The 16119-nt window shown below is 36.6% G+C and carries 14 protein-coding genes, 1 tRNA gene and 2 rRNA genes; 15 read left to right on the top strand and 2 right to left on the bottom strand.

The genetic code is table 11. The features are described from left to right. From BN1075_RS12610 to BN1075_RS12595, 4 genes are all read left to right on the top strand, one after another. Positions 1–850, top strand: a 23S ribosomal RNA gene (locus tag BN1075_RS12610); the annotation flags it as partial. Positions 851–915: 65 nt separating this feature from the next. Next, positions 916–1033 (top strand): 5S ribosomal RNA (rrf, locus tag BN1075_RS12605). A gap of 10 nt (positions 1034–1043) precedes the next feature. Further along, a tRNA-Lys gene (locus BN1075_RS12600) sits at positions 1044–1119 on the top strand. Between the two features lie 570 nt (positions 1120–1689). Beyond that, a complete protein-coding gene (locus BN1075_RS12595) occupies positions 1690–2937 on the top strand; it encodes a sodium/glutamate symporter (protein WP_040193503.1) in 1248 nt (415 codons plus the stop codon). Positions 2938–3245: 308 nt separating this feature from the next. On the opposite strand, the gene BN1075_RS12590 is transcribed toward BN1075_RS12595, so the two are convergent. Next, positions 3246–3656, bottom strand: a complete 411-nt coding sequence (locus BN1075_RS12590; protein WP_040193502.1) for a PaaI family thioesterase — start codon at positions 3654–3656, stop codon at positions 3246–3248. A 22-nt stretch (positions 3657–3678) separates the two neighbouring features. Further along, positions 3679–4536, bottom strand: coding sequence for an AraC family transcriptional regulator (locus tag BN1075_RS12585; RefSeq protein ID WP_040193501.1), 858 nt, complete (start codon positions 4534–4536; stop codon positions 3679–3681). A 499-nt stretch (positions 4537–5035) separates the two neighbouring features. Here BN1075_RS12585 and BN1075_RS12580 point away from each other — a divergent pair, with 499 nt between their 5' ends. From BN1075_RS12580 to BN1075_RS12530, 11 genes are all read left to right on the top strand, one after another. Next, positions 5036–5320, top strand: a complete 285-nt coding sequence (locus BN1075_RS12580; protein ID WP_040193500.1) for an OadG family protein — start codon at positions 5036–5038, stop codon at positions 5318–5320. A 41-nt stretch (positions 5321–5361) separates the two neighbouring features. Beyond that, positions 5362–5757, top strand: coding sequence for a biotin/lipoyl-containing protein (locus tag BN1075_RS12575; protein ID WP_040193499.1), 396 nt, complete (start codon positions 5362–5364; stop codon positions 5755–5757). Positions 5758–5772: 15 nt separating this feature from the next. Then, positions 5773–6921 carry a sodium ion-translocating decarboxylase subunit beta gene (locus BN1075_RS12570; protein ID WP_040193496.1) on the top strand — a complete coding sequence of 383 codons (1149 nt, stop codon included), beginning with the start codon at positions 5773–5775 and terminating at the stop codon, positions 6919–6921. 169 nt (positions 6922–7090) lie between these two features. Beyond that, on the top strand, positions 7091–8119 hold the full coding sequence (locus tag BN1075_RS12565) for a CoA transferase subunit A (protein ID WP_040193494.1): 1029 nt from the start codon (positions 7091–7093) through the stop codon (positions 8117–8119). A 12-nt stretch (positions 8120–8131) separates the two neighbouring features. Then, positions 8132–8989 carry a glutaconate CoA-transferase subunit B gene (gene gctB, locus BN1075_RS12560; protein ID WP_081911579.1) on the top strand — a complete coding sequence of 286 codons (858 nt, stop codon included), beginning with the start codon at positions 8132–8134 and terminating at the stop codon, positions 8987–8989. Between the two features lie 72 nt (positions 8990–9061). Further along, positions 9062–10852 carry an acyl-CoA carboxylase subunit beta gene (locus tag BN1075_RS12555; RefSeq protein WP_040193493.1) on the top strand — a complete coding sequence of 597 codons (1791 nt, stop codon included), beginning with the start codon at positions 9062–9064 and terminating at the stop codon, positions 10850–10852. 15 nt (positions 10853–10867) lie between these two features. Then, complete coding sequence (gene hgdC, locus BN1075_RS12550; RefSeq protein WP_040193492.1) at positions 10868–11656, top strand: (R)-2-hydroxyglutaryl-CoA dehydratase activase HgdC; 789 nt, start codon at positions 10868–10870, stop codon at positions 11654–11656. A 100-nt stretch (positions 11657–11756) separates the two neighbouring features. Continuing rightward, positions 11757–13238 carry a (R)-2-hydroxyglutaryl-CoA dehydratase subunit alpha gene (hgdA, locus tag BN1075_RS12545; RefSeq protein ID WP_042387261.1) on the top strand — a complete coding sequence of 494 codons (1482 nt, stop codon included), beginning with the start codon at positions 11757–11759 and terminating at the stop codon, positions 13236–13238. Next, positions 13238–14383 carry a (R)-2-hydroxyglutaryl-CoA dehydratase subunit beta gene (hgdB, locus tag BN1075_RS12540; protein ID WP_040193491.1) on the top strand — a complete coding sequence of 382 codons (1146 nt, stop codon included), beginning with the start codon at positions 13238–13240 and terminating at the stop codon, positions 14381–14383. The genes hgdA and hgdB overlap by 1 nt, the downstream gene beginning before the upstream one ends. 54 nt (positions 14384–14437) lie before the next feature. Further along, on the top strand, positions 14438–15280 hold the full coding sequence (locus BN1075_RS12535) for an EFR1 family ferrodoxin (protein ID WP_040193490.1): 843 nt from the start codon (positions 14438–14440) through the stop codon (positions 15278–15280). 84 nt (positions 15281–15364) lie between these two features. Then, complete coding sequence (locus BN1075_RS12530) at positions 15365–16105, top strand: MBL fold metallo-hydrolase (protein WP_148315502.1); 741 nt, start codon at positions 15365–15367, stop codon at positions 16103–16105. Positions 16106–16119 lie beyond the last annotated feature (14 nt).

The raw sequence follows: 16119 nt of genomic DNA, 5'->3' as shown, positions 1-16119 counted from the left end.
GTGGTAAAGGATGTGGGATTTCTAAGACAACTAGGATGTTGGCTTAGAAGCAGCCACTCATTTAAAGAGTGCGTAATAGCTCACTAGTCAAGAGATCCCGCGCCGAAGATGTCCGGGGCTAAAACTTACCACCGAAGCTATGGATGTGTACTACGTACACATGGTAGAGGAGCTTTCTGCATTGGTNGGGCAGTTTGACTGGGGCGGTCGCCTCCTAAAAAGTAACGGAGGCGCCCAAAGGTTCCCTCAGAACGGTCGGAAATCGTTCGAAGAGTGCAAAGGCAGAAGGGAGCCTGACTGCGAGACCTACAAGTCGAGCAGGGACGAAAGTCGGGCTTAGTGATCCGGTGGTACCTCGTGGGAGGGCCATCGCTCAACGGATAAAAGCTACCTCGGGGATAACAGGCTGATCTCCCCCAAGAGTCCACATCGACGGGGAGGTTTGGCACCTCGATGTCGGCTCGTCGCATCCTGGGGCTGAAGTAGGTCCCAAGGGTTGGGCTGTTCGCCCATTAAAGCGGCACGCGAGCTGGGTTCAGAACGTCGTGAGACAGTTCGGTCCCTATCCGTCGCGGGCGTAGGAAATTTGAAGGGAGCTGTCCTTAGTACGAGAGGACCGGGATGGACAGACCTCTGGTGCACCAGTTGTCACGCCAGTGGCACAGCTGGGTAGCTATGTCTGGAAGGGATAAACGCTGAAAGCATCTAAGCGTGAAGCCCACCCTAAGATGAGATTTCCCATAACGTAAGTTAGTAAGACTCCTGGAAGACTACCAGGTTGATAGGTGAGAGGTGTAAGCATGGTAACATGTTCAGCTGACTCATACTAATAAGTCGAGGGCTTGATCTAATAAATTGACGAAACAATATTCACTGTGTAATTTTGAGAGAATATTTCTCTTATAACCAAGATAATCTGGTGATGATGCTCTTAATGGATACACCCGTTCCCATACCGAACACGAAGGTTAAGCATTAAGAGGCCGATAGTACTGCACGGGAAGCTGTGTGGGAGGGTAGGTGGTTGCCAGGTCTTTTTTTATGGTTCGCTAGCTCAGTCGGTAGAGCACATGACTTTTAATCATGGTGTCCGGGGTTCGATCCCCCGGCGAGCCACCAAAAGCACTTCAGTTATGAGGTGCTTTTTTTATTTTAAAGTTAAAAATAAAAAATTAAAATAAAAAATATTGTAGATAAAGAGAGGTGTTGAAAACTATATCTGTATTATTTTTTTAGTTTTTATTTATAGTAAAAATATGTTAGTAAAACAATGTAAATATAAATAAATAGGAAAGAATTAAAATCATTTACCGTATAAAGATAATTTACATACAAACAGCCTTAGGGATTTCCCAGAGGCTGTTTGTTTTGGGAAAATAGCTGAGTTTTAAGATTAATATTCAAGTTAATTGATACCTATAAAATTTAAAAAGAGTGAATATTACTTGATTTAATTGATTCTATTTTCTAGAATCTTTTTTTGTATCAAAAACGCAATGAAATATTTATAAATGTAATGAAAAAATATATAACGCAATATTAGTCAAATAATTAACAATATTGGTGAAGAAGTGACCAAATCTGTTATGATATAGTTTAATTATCAAAATATTTTGCATTTAGAAATATACTAGTCGTTTTCTAACTGTATAAAGCAATATATATTTTTAAAATTGGAGGAATTACTTTATGGAAAATTTTATGGAGTATTTTGGTAAATATACCCCGGCAGCTGATGGCGTTGTAGCGAGCTTTAAAGTAGAATATTTAACCTCTCTTTTAGTTGCGGCTGTAGTAATCTTCTTAGGTAGAGCTTTGGTTAGAAAATCTAAGTTGTTGAAAAAATATGCTATTCCTGCGCCTGTTATATCAGGGCTTTTATTCTCAATTGTAATATCACTTATTAAAGGTGCTGGCATTATTGGATTAAGTTTTGATAAAGCGCTTATACAAGATTTGGCACAAAATATATTTTTCTTGTGTGTTGGATTTGGTTTTAGTTTAAAAATGCTAAAAAAAGCTGGAGGAAAACTTTGCTTTAGAATAGCTTTTGCAGCATGTCTTATAATTTCAATTCAAAATATAGTAGGACTTCTTATAGGAAAAGCCATAGGGTTACATCCATTACTTGCTCTTCAATGTTCTTCATCAGCAATGAGTGGTGGTGTGGGAACAGCATCTGCTTTTGGTGCAACCTTCGAAGCTGCTGGTGTTGCCAATGCCGTTACCGTGGGTGTTGCAGCTGCAACGCTTGGAAACGTTATGGGTTCATTAATTGGTGGACCAGTTGGAGCATTTTTAATTAATAAACATAACTTAAAGGCTGATCCAAAAGATTCTATAGATGTAGCAGCAACAGGAAAAGTTGTTGAGTTAAACACAAACAGATTAATATCTTCTTTTGCATTAATTTTGGTACTTGCTGGTTTAGGAATGCCAATATATGCATTACTTGATAATATTCCATTTATAGAAATGCCTAAATTTATAGGTTGTATTTTTGCAGGAGCTATTGGACGTAATGTATTAGAAGCTCTTAATGTAGAATTCTACACACCTGAAATAGATGCAATTGAGCACATGTTCCTAGAATTATACTTAGCGCTTGTACTTATGAGTATCGATATAACTGCATTACTTCCCGTTGCAGGTAAAATGGGGATTATATTAGTAGCTCAAGGTTTACTAGTTGCTGCATTTGCGATATTCATTTCTTTCAGAATGTTTGGAAGAGATTATGGTGCTGCTGTAATGTCAGCCGGAAACGTTGGTTGGTCTTGTGGATCAGGTTCCAATGCGGTTGCTAATGAAAAGGCTATCATGGATCAATATGGATGGCACACTATTGCATGGGTATTATATCCATCCTTTGCGGTAATTGTAGACGATATCTACAACCCAATTATATTATCTATTTTAGGAAGTGTTCTAAGATAATTAGTTTGGTGAAAAACTAGACAAGCTTATTTTAAAATTTTTAGTATTAGATTTAAAAACACCCTAGTAAAGCTTATGTATAGCTTTACTAGGGTGTTTTTATTGGAAATTAAGTGATTTTGAAGTTGATATAGTACCTTAAACATATTTAAAGAGTGGGAGATAAGCTTTGTTTAAACTAAGTTCCTCAAGGTTTTATTAAAAAACTAATATTATATGTAAAAAGTGGATTCTATAAGAATCCACTTTAGTTTAGGTCTATATATCTTAGCACAACTTCAATAAAACTACTACAAGTTTATTATTTACTATAATTCAATAGGTTTATTAATGGACATAAAGGTGAAAACACCTTCTCCAAGAAGGGTATCGTTTTCATCGGTTACGGATACAGAGTAAACTAAAACTCTTTTACCGTGTTTAAGTTCTCTGGTTTCTGCATAAAGTGTTTTTGTATTTAAACCAGGATTTAAGAAGTTGAAAGTGTTGCTAAGAGTTGCAATGTGATTCCCGTGGGAACTAGCAGCGGCACAACCGGCAGCATCAGCAATTGAGAATAGACAACCTCCATGTACAGAACCTACAACATTTAAGTATTCTTCACGTATAGGCATCATTGCACGTGCATAACCAGGTCCTATTTCTGTTATTTCAAGTCCTAAAAGTTCTGCAAAATTATTGTGGCTGTTCCTATATTGACGCAATTTTTCATAATCCATATTATTTCCTCCTAATATTAAGTTATTTTGTCATTCCTATTAGTGCAGTATTTTCACTTTGAATATATTGCTGAGCATATTTCCGTGGAGATACACCAGTATATTTACGGAAGGTTCTGATAAAGTAAGAGTTAGTTTGAAATCCGGAAAGTTCTCCTGCTGCCTGTACAGTTATGGGTGAACGAAGAAGCTCTCGAGCTTTTAGGATTCTTTTTTGAATTATATATTCAAAGATACTGAAACTAGTTACATTTTTAAAGATATGGCAAAGATGGTATTTGTTAATTGAGAAATATTTAGATAAATCCTCTAAGGTAATTTGTTCGGTGTAATGCTGCTCAATGTATTCAATTACAGGCTTAATGCGGTAATAATCATCATTTGTTCTCTCTATTACAGTAGTTGTACTTGAGGAAACAGCCATTACTTCTAATAAAAATTCTAAGATTAAAATTTTATATCGTATATCAGCACCAAAGGTATCCTTTGGAAGGTTGATTAATTGCTCTGAAAGAGTAATAATCTTCTGGGATTGTTCTGATGTAAGTGGAATACAGTAAAAGGGCGCTGATATCATAGACACAAAATTTGTTAAGGTTGTACTGGCTTGTGACAGTAATGTTGGTGAAATGTGAAGCACATAGCGTTTAAAGTGTTGGGATTCAGAGGTGTACACTGTACGATGAAGGGTAGAGCTGTTAATTATAAATAGTGTATTTTGTTTTATTTCACAAATACTCTTTTGAAGAAAAAATTCCCCATCATCAGATAATACAAGCATAAATTCCAGGTCATCATGGAAATGAAGCTTATCCATGTTCCAATCATCATTCTCTTTTAGTTGAATAGAAAATTCTTTAGTAATATCAATAGCATCCATTTATTTTCCCACCCCATAATTAATTAAAAATAATAGTATATTGTTTAAAATAGTTCTTATAATTTGAAGAACTATTTTTTATTTAGGTCTGATAAAGAAAAATAAGAGATTTTAATAAATAAATAAGTTTAATTAGATAAGAATTATTGTAAGAATGTAATTTTGAGTGAATATTAACAAGATTTAAAAATATATAAAAATTGTAACATATTCAAAAAATATGGTCAATATTAATAATTATTCTACATTATTTTCATTTTTTTGTTTAAAAAGATAAAATAAGAGAATTTTAAAAGAAAAAAATTCATAATAAAAATCGAAAAAAGAAAAATTATTTTCGATAGAATTTCATAACGCAATATTAGTCAATTTTTAACCAATATCAAGGAAGAATTTTAAAAAGCAATATGAGAAAATATTATTAGATAAAGGAATTAAAAATACTTTTTTAAAGGTATCAATTACATAGGTATGACAATGGATTTAGGAGGTGGAAGAGTTGTGGACAAGTAATACTATGTCATTTAGTCAATCTTTGCTAATTTCTTTAATGGGACTTGCAGTTGTTTTAATTGCATTAACAGTATTAGCAATAATGATAACGTTATTTTCGAAGATTTTTGAAAATTTAAACAAAAACAAAGAGAAGCAAGTTGTGTCCAACGCTGATAAAAAAGAGGGGTTGGCTGAAGAGGAAATAGGGGCGATTATTATTTCGGCAGTATGTGAAGATCTTCGCGTAGAGCCTGATTGTATCAGGATAACAAGTATAAGAGAAATATAATCTTGAAAAAATGAAAAGTTTTAATTTGGAGGAGAAAAGATATGAAGTATATTGTGACATTAAACCAAAAAAAGTATGAGGTGGAAGTTGAGAGAGTATCACCATTCCATATGCTTACTCACGAAGAAGTTGCAACAGGAGTTAAAGCAGCACCAGCACCAGTTCAACCAGCAGCGCCAGTTCAAACTGCTGCACCGGTAGCAACACCAGCAGCTTCAGGTTCAGGAACAACAGTTAACAGCCCAATGCCAGGAACAATTTTAGAGGTTAAGACTGCTGTAGGACAAAGTGTTAAGTCAGGACAAACTCTTTTCATAATGGAAGCAATGAAGATGGAAACTGAAATTGTGGCTCCAGCAGATGGAGTAGTAGCATCAATCGCTGTTAAGTCAGGAGATATAACAGAAACAGATCAGGTATTGGCAACATTAAGCTAGAAGGAGGAATTTAAATTGGATTTTTTAGAGATTCTTTCCGAATTATTTCAGCAATCCGGATTTGCTCAAATGACATGGCAGTCGGGTGTAATGATTTTGATTGCTTTTGTACTATTCTATCTTGCAATAAAGAAGAAGTTCGAACCAATGTTACTTCTTCCAATTGCCTTTGGTATTTTCTTATCTAACATGCCAAGTGGGGGAGTATTTGAATATTTCTATGAAATGGAGCATTGGTATGATGCCGGAGTAATTGGAGTTATGTATGCCGGAGTAAAATCAAGTTTATTTCCTTGTTTAATGTTTTTAGCAGTAGGAGCCATGACAGACTTTGGACCACTTATTGCAAATCCAATCAGCTTGCTTCTAGGAGCAGCTGCTCAGCTAGGAATTTACTGTGCATTTATTTTTGCAAATAGTTTAAGTATTTTTACACCACAACAAGCAGCAGCAATAGGAATTATTGGAGGAGCTGATGGTCCAACTGCAATTTACATAGCAAATAACCTTGCACCAGAGCTGGTTGCACCAATAGCAGTTGCAGCATATAGTTACATGGCATTAATCCCAATGATTCAGCCACCTATAATGCGTGCTCTTACAACTAAAAAAGAACGTAAAATTAAGATGAAACAACTACGTAAGGTAAGTCAGACTGAAAAAATCATCTTCCCAATATTCGTTGCAACTCTTTGTATATTACTTTTACCATCCGTTGCACCACTAATTGGAATGCTTATGTTTGGTAACTTATTAAGAGAAAGTGGCGTTGTTGGAAGATTATCAGATGTTGCACAAAATGCTCTTTGTAACATCATAACAATTATGCTTGGTTTATCAGTTGGAGCAACAGCTCAAGGAGATGTTTTCCTTCGTCCACAAACTCTTGCAATTATTGCAATGGGACTTGCGGCCTTCTGCTGTTCAACAGTTGGAGGATTACTTCTTGGTAAACTACTTTGCTTTATAACAAAAGGAAAAATTAATCCATTAATTGGATCAGCTGGAGTTTCAGCAGTTCCTATGGCTGCTCGTGTAGCACAAACTGAGGGAATGAAAGAGGACCGTACAAACTTCCTTCTAATGCATGCAATGGGACCAAACGTTGCAGGGGTAATTGGAAGTGCAGTTGCTGCTGGATTCTTTATGACAATTTTCCGTTAGAATGAAAGCTCTTTCTTATTATATTTATTTAATGGATAAGGGGGTATCCAAATTATAACTTTGGATACTCACTTAGAAGTTTCGATTGAAAAATATGATTTTAAATAAAGTGAAAATAATTTAATTAATTATAGAAGTTAATTATGACGTTAATTTAGGAGGGATTATAGTGAATAAGGTTATGAATATGCATGATGCGGTTGCAAAATATGTTGAGAGTGGTGATACTATTTGTTTTGGTGGATTTACTACTAACAGAAAACCATATGCAGCTGTGTCTGAAATTTTACGTCAAGGCCAAAAGGACTTTACTGTATGGGCAGGTCCAGCAGGTGGTGACTGGGATATGTTAATTGGAGAAAATCGTGTTAAAACTTATATAAATTGCTATACAGCAAACTCAGGATATACAAACGTATCTCGTAGATTCCGTGCAGCAATTGAAGAAGGAAAATTAATGTATGAGGATTACAGCCAAGACGTATTAATGCTTCAATTACATGCTGCATCCTTAGGTCTTCCATACCTACCAGTAAGACTTATGCAAGGCTCAGGACTTTTAGATTTCTGGGGAATCAGCAGAGAAGAAAGAAAAGCACTTGAAAAAGTTGATAATGAAAAGTTTGTTGAAGTTGAAAACCCATTTAATCCAGGTGAAAAGATAATAGCTGTGCCAGTACCAAAGCTTGATACAGCAATAATTCATGTGCAGAAGGCATCTCCAGATGGAACTTGTATTATTGAAGGAGATGAGTTCCACGATGTTGATATAGCTATTGCAGCTAAAAAAGTTATCGTAACTTGTGAGGAATTAGTTAGTGATGAATATATAAGAAGAGATCCTTCACTTACAAAAGTATTTAGTCAATGTGTAAGTGCTGTTGTACATGTACCATTTGGAGCTTGGCCTTCACAATGCTACAACTACTACGATGTAGATGGAGTAGCTCTTACTGAATACGATAAGGCTTCTAAGTATGCAGATGCTGCAGATGCAGTTAAAAAGCTTAAGAAGGAAGCAGCTAAAAAAGGAATAGAATTTAACCTTGAGAATAAACCAGAGACCTTCGAAGATTATGTTGAGAAGTGGGTTTATAGTGTGAAAAATCATGAGGAGCTTTTAGATAAAATTGGAGGCTCTCGTTTAATGACAATAAGAAATGTTCCAGGTCTTGGATATGCAGGAAAAGTACAGTAGGGGGGAATGAAAATGTCTAATTACAGTAATTATACAAAGCAGGAAATGCAGGCTTATGCCATTGCAAATAGTATAAAAGAAAATCAAATCGTTATTGTAGGAACAGGACTTCCGCTTATTGGAGCTTCATTAGCTAAAAGAGTTATTTGTCCTAGTTGCCACCTGATAGTAGAAAGTGGACTTATGGACTGTTCACCAATCGAAGTTCCAAGAAGTGTTGGAGATAACCGTTTCATGGCACAATGTGGTGTTCAGTGGCCTAACGTTCGTTTTGTTGGTTTCGAAACAAATGAATGGCTTCATGATGAAGATCGTATGATAGCTTTCATTGGTGGAGCTCAAATAGATCCATTTGGAAATGTTAACTCTACTTGTATCGGTGATTACCATAATCCTAAAACACGTTTCACTGGTTCAGGCGGTGCAAATGGAATAGCAACTTATTGCAATACTATCATAATGATGCAGCATCAAAAGCGTCGTTTTATGGACAAAATTGATTATGTAACTAGTGTAGGCTGGGGAGATGGCCCTGGTGGACGTGAAAAATTAGGGGTTCCAGGTAACAGAGGACCATTAATGGTTGTAACAGACCTTGGAATAATGAAGTTTGATGAAGAAACAAAACGTATGTACTTGGCATACTACTATCCATTCTCAACACCAGAAATGGTTAAAGAAAACACAGGTTTTGATATAGATGTTTCTAGAGCTGTGCTTATGGAAGGACCATCAGAGGAAATAATCAAAACAATACGTGAGGAAATTGATCCAGGACAAGCGTTTATAAAGGTTCCAAAGGAAGCACCTTCAAAGCCAGTAGAAAAAGAAGTAATAGAAGAAGTAGCTTCAGAAAAATCCTTAGCTTAATAAGATTAAGCAAAGTTAAAAGGAAAGATGAACATTTTGATATAAGTTATATGAAGAAAAGGAGATATATTTATGGGGAACTATTCAATGCCAGGGTACTTTCAAGCTATGAATGTTATAAAGGGCGACACTTTTCATAAGAATCCCGAAAATGAAAAAGAGCTTAAGGCTGTAGAAGAAGAAATAGGTAAAAAAATAAAGGAAGTTCTAAATGCGGGAACACCTGATGATAAGATACATGCAAAGGGACAAATGACTGCAATGGAGCGTATATTAAGCCTTGTAGATGAAGGAAGCTTTTGTCCATTAAACAGTCTTTTCAATCCAGAAGATAACAATGAAACAAAGATTGGTATCGTAAGCACTGGACTTGTAAAAGGTTTAGGAAGAGTAAACGGAAAATGGGCAGTTATCATTGCATCAGATAATAAAAAAATGGCTGGAGCATGGGTTGCTGGTCAAGCAGACAACTTATTAAGAGGAAGTGACACAGCTAAATTATTAGGAATTCCTCTAATTTATATCTTAAACTGCTCTGGAGTTAAGTTAGATGAACAAGAAAAGGTATATCCAAACCGTCGTGGAGGTGGAACACCTTTCTATAGAAATGCACAGTTAAATCAGCTTGGAGTTCCTGTTATCGTAGGTATCTATGGTACAAACCCAGCTGGAGGCGGATACCACAGCATAAGTCCAACAATCCTTGTTGCCCATGAAAAAGCAAACATGGCAGTAGGTGGAGCTGGTATCGTTGGAGGAATGGATTCTAAACCTTACGTTGATGCTGAAGGCGCACAAGCAATGATTGATCAGACTCGTAAGATGAAGATGGACCCTCCAGGTTCTGTAAGTGTTCACTACAATGAAACAGGATTCTTCCGTGAAGTATACAGTGAAGAGCTAGGAGTTCTTGACTCAATTAAAAAATATATGGACTATCTTCCAGGCTACAATCCAGAGTTCTTCCGTGTTGATACACCAAAGGCTCCAGCAGTAGATGGAGAAAGCTTATATGATATCGTTCCTTTAAATACAAGAAAAGCTTATGATATGTACAATGTATTAAAGGTTTTAGTTGACGGAAGCGAATTCATGGAATTCAAAAAAGGCTACGGACCAGAGATGATTACAGGTCTTGCTAAAGTAGATGGATTATTAGTTGGAATTGTTGCCAATCAGCAGGGCGCTCTTCCAATGAGAGGATATCCTAACTATCCAGAATACAGAGGCAAAGGTGCCATTGGAATGGGTGGAAAGTTATACCGTCAGGGTCTAATTAAGATGAATGAATTCGTAACTATGTGTTCAAGAGATAGAATACCAATGATATGGATTCAAGATACTACAGGAATTGATGTTGATAATGAAGCTGAAAAGGCTGAATTATTAGGACTTGGACAAAGCTTAATTTACTCAATTCAAAACAGCGGGCTTCCAATGTTCGAGATTACCTTAAGAAAAGGAACAGCAGCGGCTCACTACGTTTTAGGTGGACCACAAGGTAATGACAATAACGTATTCAGTATTGGAACAGCAGCAACAGAAATCAATGTAATGTATGGTAAGACAGCTGCAGGTGCAATGTACAGCAGACGTCTTGTGAAGGATCAAGATGCAGGAAAAGACCTTCAACCAACAATAGATAAGATGAATGGATTAATTCAGCAGTATATTGATAAATCAAAACCAGAATACTGTGCAAAAACAGGTATGGTGGATGAGATTGTTGATATGCCAATGTTAAGAAAATATATGGTTGCCTTCACAGCAGCGGCATACCAGAATCCAAAATCAATTTGTCCAGTACATCAGATGATTCTTCCAAGAGTTATTCGTGATTATGATGCTATAAATAATAAATAGTAAGAGGGTAAAAGGATGGATATTTATACTCTTGGTGTTGATGTGGGTTCAACAGCCTCAAAGTGTGTCATTTTAAAAAATGGAAAAGAGATTGTAGGAAAATCACTTATAGGAGTGGGGATTGGTACAAGCGGTCCTGACCGTGCAATTTCGCAGGTGTTAAATGAGGTCGGCATGACAAGAGAAGACATGGCATGTGTACTAGCTACGGGCTATGGAAGAAATATGTTGATGGATTTTGCTGACAGACAGCTTAGTGAACTTAGCTGCCACGCCTTTGGTGCAAAATTCCTATTTCCTAATGTTCACACAGTAATTGATATTGGTGGACAGGATGTTAAGGTGATGAAGATTGAAAATGGCAGTATGATTAACTTTCAAATGAATGACAAGTGTGCAGCAGGTACAGGACGTTTTCTTGATGTTATGGCAAGGATCCTGGAGGTAACCGTTGACGATTTGGATACTCTTGGAGCACAGTCCACTAAAGAGGTTTCCATAAGTTCCACTTGCACAGTATTTGCTGAAAGTGAAGTTATCAGTCAATTGGCTGCTGGCAGTGATAAATGTGATGTTATTCATGGAATCCACAAGGCTGTTGCAGCCAGAGTAGTTGGCCTTGCACACCGTGTAGGATTAGAGGACGATATTGTTATGACAGGTGGAGTGGCACAGAACAAGGATGTTGTAAAGGCTTTAGAAGAAGCTTTAGGGCATAAAGTGCATACAACACCTATGACTCAGTATGTAGGGGCTCTTGGAGCTGCACTATTTGCTTGGAAAAAAGCACAAAAACAGAAGTAACACATAAATAAGTATAGCGGGTAATGTATAAGTTATACATTACCCCTATTATACGTGTATAGATTTTTATTAAAAATAAAAAAAGATATGAGGTGTAATTATGTCTGAAAATGAAAATAAAAAAGCTCCTGAAGTGAAAAAGAAAAAGGGTGCCAGCCCAGGAGTTCTGGCTTTAAGAAAAGTTGTTGATGATGTTTACACTGCTGCAAGAGAAGCAAAAAAACAAGGACAGCCAGTTGGTTGGTCATCTTCAAAGTTCCCATGTGAATTAGCAGAAGCCTTTGGTCTTAAGGTTGTATATCCAGAAAACCAGGCTGCGGGTATTGCAGCACAGCATGATGGAGAAACAATGTGTAAAGCAGCAGAGGAGTTAGGCTATGACAATGATATTTGTGGATATGCCAGAATAAGTCTTGCATATGCTGCAGGAAAAAGAGCTGCTAAAAAATATAACCATGAAACTGGAGAATATATTATCAATCCTAACAGTGGTAAACCACTTAAGGATGAGAATGGTAAGGTTGTTATAGATCCTGAAACAGGAAAACCAGTGAAGGATCCAAAAACCATGACTCCTTATACAGAGCTTGTAGATTTAAATGAAATTGAAGCAATGGAAGAGGGCGAAGAGAAGGAAAGAGCTTTAGCTGCAATCCACAGCTTCAAACAAATGCAGATGCCACAGCCAGATTTTGTACTTTGCTGCAACAACATTTGTAACTGCATGACAAAATGGTATGAAAACATTGCTCGTATGCATAACATTCCTTTAATAATGATTGATATTCCATATAACAATACTGTTGAAATAGATGATACTTATGTTGCCTATGTTCGTGGACAGTTTGATAAGGCTATTGAGCAATTAGAGGTAATTAGTGGAGTTAAGTTTGATGAAGAAAAATTCAAGACAGCTTGTGCCAATGCAAACCGTACAGCTAAGGCATGGTTAAATGTTTGTAATTATCTTCAGTACAAGCCATCACCAATGAGTGGTTTCGACTTATTTAACCATATGGCTGACGTTGTTACAGCACGTGGAAAGGTTGAAGCTGCAGAAGCTTTCGAGCTTTTAGCAACTGAACTTGAGGAGAATGTTAAAAAGGGTGAGTCAACACTTCCATTTAAAGAAGAACACCGTATAATGTTTGAAGGAATTCCATGCTGGCCAGGACTTCCAGCTTTATTCAAGCCACTTAAGGCAAATGGAGTAAATGTAACAGCCGTTGTTTATGCACCAGCCTTTGGATTTGTATATGATGACATGGATGCTATGGCACGTGCTTATTGTACTGCTCCAAACTCAGTATGTCTTGAGCAGGGAGTTGCCTGGAGAGAAGGAATCTGTCGTGATAATAAGGTAGATGGAGTTTTAGTTCACTACAACAGAAGCTGTAAACCTTGGAGTGGGTATATGGCCGAAATGCAGAGAAGATTCACTAAGGATTTAGGAATTCCATGTACTGGTTTTGACGGTGACCAAGCAGACCCTCGTAACTTTAACACAGCACAGTATGAGACTCGTGTACAAGGTTTAGTAGAAGCAATGGAAGCTAATAAGCAAGCAAAGGAGGCAAAATAATGAGTATTGAAGCATTATTACAGAATTTTAAAGAGATTGCAGAAAACCCAAAGAAACAATTACAAGAGTGTAAGGCAAGTGGTAAAAAAGCAATAGGAGTAATGCCATATTTTGCACCTGAGGAGCTTGTTTATGCTGCTGGCATGATGCCTTTTGGAATGTGGGGTTCAAATAAGAAAAACATCAGCCGTGCGAAGGAATACTGTGCAACCTTCTATTGCACTATAGCACAGCTGGATTTAGAAATGATGCTAGATGGAACTATGGATATGCTTTCTGGCGTAATAACACCTACAATTTGTGATACTCTACGTCCAATGAGCCAGAATATCCGTATTGCCATGGGGGAAAAATTAAAGGTTATCTTCTTAGCACATCCTCAAAATCGCTTTGATGAAAATGGAATTAAATTTACAATGGCACAATACACAAATGTTAAGAAGGAACTTGAAAGCATAAGTGGTAAGGAAATTACTAATGCTGACATACAAAATGCAATTAAGGTATATAATGAAAGCAGAGAAGCACGCAGAGAATTTACAAAGCTTGCAGCAGACCATTGTGATATAATCACACCAACTAAACGTAGTGCAGTTTTAAAGGCTGCTTGGTTTATGATGAAGGATGAATATACAAAGCAGTTAAAAGAATTAAATGAAGAATTAAAAGCACTTCCAGTATGCAGCTGGAATGGTGTTAAGGTGGTTACTTCTGGAATCATCTGTGACAATCCAGCTTTACTTTCAGTATTTGAAGAAAATAATGTTGCAGTTGTTGCTGATGATGTTGCCCATGAAAGCCGCTCTTTCCTTGTGGATGTACCAGAACATGAAGATGGTATGAGAGCTTTAGCTTTACAATTTGCAAATCAAGATTACGAGATATTACTTTATGATTGTCATGCAAATAAGAACCGCAGAGGCGAATATATTGCTGATTTAGTAAAGAAAAGCGGTGCAGATGGGTTAGTTCTTTTCATGCAGCAATTCTGTGACCCAGAAGAAATGGAATATCCATACTTAAAGAAAGCTCTTGATGATGCTGGAGTTTCACATATTAAGCTTGGTATTGATCAGCAGATGAAGGACTTTGGTCAAGCTCGTACAGCAATTCAAGCCTTTGCTGATATGCTAGAGTTTGTATAAAATTAATCGGTGGTAAAAAATAGGGGATTATATATGTATTGAGAGGGGTATAAAATGGGGATAGAAAAAATCTTTGCAGTATATTTTTCAGGGACAGGAACAACAAAAAAAGTAGTAACACAAGTAGCAAAAGGACTCAGCACAGCATTGAACCTTCCTATATATGAAATTGACTTTACAACCTACGAAGCTAGGAAGCAAAATTTAGAGTTTTGCAAAAATGATTTAGTTGTCCTTGGTATGCCTGTTTATGCAGGCAGGCTACCAAATCTTATATTACCATATATAAAAACTATAAAGGGAAATGGCGCTATGGCTGTTCCCATAGTTTTATATGGAAACAGAAATTATGATGATGGTCTTATGGAGCTTAAGACAGAGCTTGATAAAGACGGGTTTCATTCAATTTATGCAGGTGCCTTTATTGGTGAACATTCCTTTTCAAGGAAATTAGCGGCAGGAAGGCCAGATTCAAAGGACATAGAGGTAGCAGACAACCTTGCAAGCTTAACAGCAGAAATTATCAATTCGCTCTCCAGTGAAGAGAAGCTTCTAAAGTATGAGCTTCAAGTCAAGGGCAATATGCCTTTAAGTCCATATTATACCCCAAGGGATCGTAAGGGAAATCCAATCGATATACGTAAGGTAAAACCTAAAACAAAGGAAAGCTGCAATAAATGTGGAAAGTGCATCAGCATGTGTCCGATGAATGCCATTGATGCTAGTGACCCAGCACTAGTTTCAGGGGTATGCATTAAATGCTGTGCTTGCATAAAGCGTTGTCCACAAGAGGCTAAATACTTTGAGGATGAAGGTTATCTTTATCATATGAGAGAACTGGAAGAACAATATGGGGTTACCCGTAAGGAGCCAGAAATTTTCTCAATTAATTTTTAAAAAGAAATTCAAAAATCACAAATTGAAAGCAAAATAAACCTTGCTATAGTAGGCTATATATAAAAATGGAGGTGGAAGTATCTTATGATAGAAAAAATTTATGATAGTCCCAACATTTATAGAATTTATGTTCCACTTCCTGAAAATCCTTTGAAAAACTTAAATTGTTATGTTGTTAAAACAGGTGACAAGGATTTAGTGATAGACACGGGGTTTAACATGAAAGAATGTCTGGATGAATTGAAAAAAGGTTTGGCTGAACTTAATGTGGACATGGAAAAGGCAGTACTTTTTCTTACACATATGCATTCAGACCATATTGGACTTACTGAAGAAATAACAGAAGAAAATACTACAATTTATATGTATAGACTGGATTATCAATATTTATCTAAAATACAAAAGCGAGATATTTGGTGTTGGTTGGAGGAGAGATTTATTGAAGCAGGTTTCTCTGAAAACTTATTAAAACAGCAAGAAGAGGTTAATCCAGCAAGAGTATATGCTCCAAAGAATTGTTTTAATATTACTGAGATTGAGGATGGGTTTATTTTTAAATTTGGTGGACAGGAATTTGAATGTATTCATACCCCAGGTCATACACCAGGCCATACTTGTATCTATCTTAAGGAAGAAAAAATCCTTTTTTCAGGAGACCATATTCTTTTTGACATTACCCCAAATATAACAAGGTGCAAGGGTGTACCTAATTCCCTTGAAGATTATATGAATTCTTTGAAGAAAATTAAAGATAAAGATATCAACCCTTTGCAGCACATAGGGCTAGTGAAGGGAACATCTATGCTCGTAATGATGAACTGCTAGTTCATCATTAATAT

The sequence above is a fragment of the Clostridium culturomicium genome, assembly GCF_000821305.1.
GTDB lineage: Bacteria > Bacillota > Clostridia > Clostridiales > Clostridiaceae > Clostridium_J > Clostridium_J culturomicium.
This window is presented reverse-complemented; position numbering and strand designations above follow the sequence as displayed.

What these genes read in the sequence shown, in the direction of transcription:
- BN1075_RS12595 (WP_040193503.1), top strand. Translation starts at nt 1,690, where the DNA reads ATGGAAAATTTTATGGAGTATTTTGGTAAATATACCCCGGCAGCTGAT.
- BN1075_RS12590 (WP_040193502.1), bottom strand. Translation starts at nt 3,656, where the DNA reads ATGGATTATGAAAAATTGCGTCAATATAGGAACAGCCACAATAATTTT.
- BN1075_RS12585 (WP_040193501.1), bottom strand. Translation starts at nt 4,536, where the DNA reads ATGGATGCTATTGATATTACTAAAGAATTTTCTATTCAACTAAAAGAG.
- BN1075_RS12575 (WP_040193499.1), top strand. Translation starts at nt 5,362, where the DNA reads ATGAAGTATATTGTGACATTAAACCAAAAAAAGTATGAGGTGGAAGTT.
- gctB (WP_081911579.1), top strand. Translation starts at nt 8,132, where the DNA reads ATGTCTAATTACAGTAATTATACAAAGCAGGAAATGCAGGCTTATGCC.
- BN1075_RS12555 (WP_040193493.1), top strand. Translation starts at nt 9,062, where the DNA reads ATGGGGAACTATTCAATGCCAGGGTACTTTCAAGCTATGAATGTTATA.
- hgdC (WP_040193492.1), top strand. Translation starts at nt 10,868, where the DNA reads ATGGATATTTATACTCTTGGTGTTGATGTGGGTTCAACAGCCTCAAAG.
- hgdA (WP_042387261.1), top strand. Translation starts at nt 11,757, where the DNA reads ATGTCTGAAAATGAAAATAAAAAAGCTCCTGAAGTGAAAAAGAAAAAG.
- hgdB (WP_040193491.1), top strand. Translation starts at nt 13,238, where the DNA reads ATGAGTATTGAAGCATTATTACAGAATTTTAAAGAGATTGCAGAAAAC.
- BN1075_RS12535 (WP_040193490.1), top strand. Translation starts at nt 14,438, where the DNA reads ATGGGGATAGAAAAAATCTTTGCAGTATATTTTTCAGGGACAGGAACA.
- BN1075_RS12530 (WP_148315502.1), top strand. Translation starts at nt 15,365, where the DNA reads ATGATAGAAAAAATTTATGATAGTCCCAACATTTATAGAATTTATGTT.